Annotated in this window: 3 protein-coding genes; 1 reads left to right on the forward strand and 2 read right to left on the reverse strand. The window is 69.0% G+C overall.

The window, feature by feature from the left end:
* Window positions 1-97 precede the first annotated feature (97 nt).
* Entirely contained in the window at window positions 98-2,701 is a 2,604-nt protein-coding gene (gene valS / locus U9980_RS23250; protein WP_322769886.1) for a valine--tRNA ligase, read from the reverse strand.
* Between the two features lie 160 nt (window positions 2,702-2,861).
* On the opposite strand from valS, the gene U9980_RS23255 reads away from it, so the two are divergent.
* On the forward strand, window positions 2,862-3,713 hold the full coding sequence (locus U9980_RS23255) for an inositol monophosphatase family protein (RefSeq protein ID WP_322769888.1): 852 nt from the start codon (window positions 2,862-2,864) through the stop codon (window positions 3,711-3,713).
* A gap of 38 nt (window positions 3,714-3,751) precedes the next feature.
* On the opposite strand, the gene U9980_RS23260 is transcribed toward U9980_RS23255, so the two are convergent.
* Window positions 3,752-4,276 carry a gamma carbonic anhydrase family protein gene (locus tag U9980_RS23260; RefSeq protein ID WP_322769887.1) on the reverse strand — a complete coding sequence of 175 codons (525 nt, stop codon included), beginning with the start codon at window positions 4,274-4,276 and terminating at the stop codon, window positions 3,752-3,754.
* Between the last annotated feature and the right edge of the window lie 125 nt (window positions 4,277-4,401).

The raw sequence follows: 4,401 nt of genomic DNA on the forward strand, positions 1-4,401 counted from the left end.
ATTTCCTCGGGATCTCCGAGCGCGCAAGAAAAACGACGATCGCGCGCCCGTCGGCCTACCAGGTTCCCTTTCCAGCCGTCAGCCTTTCCGGGGCCGGTCAGGCCAAGACCACGTCGATGGCCAGGTCACCCGCACCTTCAACGAAGCTCAGGTCCGTGATGCTCCCGGCGCTGCGCAGATCGGCCGCGGCCGCCGCCACCAGGGCCAGTAGATCGGCGTCACCGCTGACCTGGGCGGAGGCCACCTCGGCCTTCATCGAGACCTTGGCCGCCGATTTCGACCGCCGGATGGCCGTGAGCGCGGTACTGACCGCTTCGAGCTGGCGCGGGTCGCCGGTGTCGGCGAACTTGCGCAGCTCACCAGCTTCCGGCCAGCGGGCGCGGTGCATCGAACCAGGCTTCCACCACGACCAGACCTCTTCGGTGACGAACGGGAGAAACGGCGCGAACAGTGAGAGGATCGTGGACAGCGCGATGGCGAGCGCAGCGCGGGCGGATGCCGAACCCTGCGCACCGAACGACCCGTACGCGCGTCCCTTGACAAGCTCGACGTAGTCGTCGCAGAACCGCCAGAAGAACGATTCGGTCAGTTCCAGGGCACGGGTGTAGTCGTAACCGTCCAATGCGGTGGATGCCGCGTCGACGACATCCGCGAGCGCCGCCAGCAGCGCCCGGTCGAGTGATTCGCTGACTGCACCCGGATCCTCGACCACGCCGAGCCCCAGGGTGAACCGGCTTGCGTTGAGCAGCTTGATGGCGAGCCGGCGACCGATTTTCATCTGTCCGACATCGAATGCGGTGTCGGTGCCAGGCCGACCGGATGCCGCCCAGTATCGCACCGCGTCCGAACCGTGCTGTTCAAGCAGGTCCAGGGGCGTGACCACATTGCCCTTGGACTTTGACATCTTCTTTCGGTCCGGGTCGAGAATCCAGCCGGAGATGGCCGCGTTCGTCCAGGGCAGCGTTCCGAATTCCGTGTGGCTGCGCAGCACTGTCGAAAACAGCCAGGTACGGATGATCTCATGCGCCTGTGGGCGCAGATCCATCGGGAACACCCGCGCGAACAGGTCGTCGTCGCTGCCCCAGCCGGCGGCGATCTGCGGGGTGAGTGACGATGTGGCCCAGGTGTCCATCACGTCCGGGTCGGCGGCGAAACCACCGGGCACACCACGTTGGTCGTCGGTGAATCCAGGTGGTGTGTCGCTGGAGGGATCGATCGGAAGCATGGTCTCGTCGGGCACGATCGGCTGGTCGTGCCGGGGCAGGCCGTCGGAGTCCAGCGGGTACCACACCGGGAACGGCACTCCGAAGAAACGCTGCCGGCTGATCAGCCAGTCGCCGGTCAGCCCGTCCACCCAGTTCTCGTAGCGGACCCGCATATGCGGGGGATGCCAGTGCAGTTCGCCGCCGCGGGCACGTAGCGCCGTCCGCAGGGTCTCGTCCCGTCCACCGTTGCGGATGTACCACTGACGGGTCGTGACGATTTCCAGCGGCCGGTCGCCCTTTTCGTAGAACTTCACCGGATGGTTGATCGGGCGCGGCTCACCCAGCAGCGCTCCGCCGGCGCGGAGCAGCGTGACGATCTGCTCGCGGGCGCTGTGCACGGTGCGGCCGGCCAACTCGGCGTAGCAGGCCCGGCCGGCCTCCGACACGATCGCGTCGGGTGGATCGGCGAGCAGCCTGCCGTCCCGGCCGATCACCGCTCGGGCAGGCAGCTGTAGCTCGCGCCACCAGGTCACGTCCGTCAGGTCACCGAAGGTACAGATCATCGCGATGCCGGACCCCTTCTCGGGGTCGGCGAGCCGATGCGAGAGCACCGGAACCTCGACGTCGAACAGGGGAGTGCGCACCGACGAGCCGAACAGGGACTGGTACCGCTCGTCGTCGGGATGCGCAACCAGGGCGACACAGGCGGCCAACAGCTCTGGCCGCGTGGTCTCGATGACCACATCCCCGTTGCCGGTCGCCGGCCCCTCGCTGTCCGTGCGGGCAAAGGCGAGCGTGTGGTAGGCGCCCGGGCGGTCACGATCCTCCAGCTCGGCCTGGGCGACCGCCGTGCGGAATGTCACGTCCCACAGGGTCGGCGCCTGCGCGAGATATGCCTCACCGCGGGCGAGGTTGCGCAGGAAGGCCCGTTGGGCGACGGCCCGGGACCGGGCGTCGATCGTCGCGTAGGTCATCGACCAGTCCACCGACAGGCCGAGCCGCCGCCACAGCTCTTCGTAGACCTTTTCGTCTTCGATCGTCAGCCGCTCACACAGCTCCACGAAGTTGCGGCGGCTGACCGGAACCTGCTCCTTGCCGGGCTTGTCCGGCGGGGTGTAGTCCGGGTCGTAGGGAAGCGACGGGTCGCAGCGGATGCCGAAGTGGTTCTGCACCCGACGCTCGGTCGGCAGGCCGTTGTCGTCGAACCCCATCGGGTAGAAGACCTCGCGGCCCCGCATCCGCTGGTAGCGAGCGATGATGTCGGTGTGCGTGTAGGAGAAGACGTGGCCTACGTGCAGCGAACCGGAGACGGTTGGCGGCGGAGTGTCGATCGCGTAGACCCGCGCCCGGTCAGCGGTCCGGTCGAACCGGTAGGTCGCCTGCTCCTGCCACGCGGCTGACCAGCGTTGCTCGATCCCGTCGAGAGTCGGCCGATCGGGAACGGACCGTTCCGGCTGATCCGGGTCCTGTTGGTTCCTGCCTTCTTCTGTCACCACAGGTAACGATCCTACGGGCCGGGTACAGCGGGGCCGGCAGTGCCCGCGTCCACCGCTTCCCCTCGCCCACCCGGCACGGCGGGTTGGCAGGATGAAGCCTGTGCCTGACACCACGCGGTATGCCGTCGATCCGACATCTCCGACCGGGACCTCCGCGTCGATGCCAGCTGGCAGTGCGCCCGACAGCAGTGCGCCCGACAGCGGTGCGCCCGAGCGCCCGCGGCCCCAGGAGCTGCTGGAGCTTGCGCTCGCAGTCGCCCAGGAGGCCGGCGACCTCCTGCTGCGGGGACGAGCCGGGGCGGTGGCAGCCGAGTCGACCAAGTCGTCTCCCACGGACGTCGTGACCGCGCTCGACCGGGCGTCGGAGGAGCTGGTCGGACGCAGGCTGCGCGAGGCACGGCCCGCGGACGGCCTGCTCGGGGAGGAGGGAGCCGACGACCCCGGCACCAGCGGTGTGCGCTGGATCGTCGACCCGCTGGACGGCACGGTGAACTACCTCTACAACCTGCCGAACTGGGCGGTGTCGATCGCGGCCGAGATCAACGGGACGGTGCTGGCGGGGGTCGTGCACGCCCCGGCCATGGGCGTCACCTACACCGCGGCGCTCGGTGAAGGGTCGGCCCGAAACGGGGTGACGCTGAGCGGTTCGACCGTGGGAGACCTGGCCCACGCGCTGGTGGCGACCGGGTTCGGCTACACGGTCGAGCGGCGAACCGGCCAGGTGGCGGTGCTGACCCGCGTCCTGCCGCGGGTACGCGACATCCGGCGGATGGGCGCGGCCGCGCTGGACCTCGGCGCGGCCGCGGCCGGACTCGTGGACGCCTATTACGAGCGTGGCCTGCATCCATGGGACCATGCCGCCGGGGCGCTGGTCGCCACCGAGGCCGGTCTGCGCGTCGGCGGTCTGCACGGTCGACCGGTGTCGAACGATCTCACCATCGCCGCGCCCCCACAGTTGTTCGACCAGTTGCACGATCTACTCGCCGCGGACCCGCCCGCCGACCGCGACTGACCGCATCGCCTTTGGCCCTAGGGCGTGTCTGATGGATGTTAGTCGATGCGGCGAAGTTCCTCGCGGTATCGCTTGCCGTTCGCGGCATACTGGGCAGCCCCGGACGCGAAGGCGTTTTCCGCCACCGCGTCCGGACGGATCTTCGCGGGCACGCCGATCGCCAGTGCCCGCGGTGGTACCGCCACGTTGTTACCGACCAGCGCCTGCGCGCCGACCAGCGCGCCGGCGCCGACCACGGCCCGGTGCAGGACGACCGCCCCCGAGCCGACCAGCGACCCGTTCTCGACGGTGCAGCCTTCCAGGTGCGCGATGTGCCCGATGACACAGTCGTCACCGATGACCGTGGGGAACTCGGCGGTCGCGTGTACGACGGTGCCGTCCTGCACCGAGGTCCTGGCACCGATGTGGATCTCGCCGTAGTCGGCGCGCAGCACCGCGCCCGGCCAGATGGTCGACTCGGGGCCGATGGTCACCTTGCCGATCACGGTTGCCGCCGGGTGTACATAGGCGGACGGATCGATCTCGGGCACCCGGTCACCGAGCGCGTAGACAGCCACCGACATCTCCCTTCGGGCACGCCACTGTCGGGCGTATCACTGCGGGCTAACGGGCCAAAGGCAGCGCGATCATGGTTTTTCGCGCCGTCGGAGGCCGAGGTCTCCGGGTCACGATGCCCCGCTTCATCCTG

Source organism: Protofrankia sp. Cr1, from assembly GCF_963555865.1.
In the GTDB taxonomy this organism is placed as follows: Bacteria; Actinomycetota; Actinomycetes; order Frankiales; family Frankiaceae; genus Protofrankia.

Excerpts from the sequence above, each read along its gene's own strand:
- U9980_RS23255 (WP_322769888.1), top strand. The coding sequence starts at position 2,862 with ATGCCAGCTGGCAGTGCGCCCGACAGCAGTGCGCCCGACAGCGGTGCG.
- U9980_RS23260 (WP_322769887.1), bottom strand. The coding sequence starts at position 4,276 with ATGTCGGTGGCTGTCTACGCGCTCGGTGACCGGGTGCCCGAGATCGAT.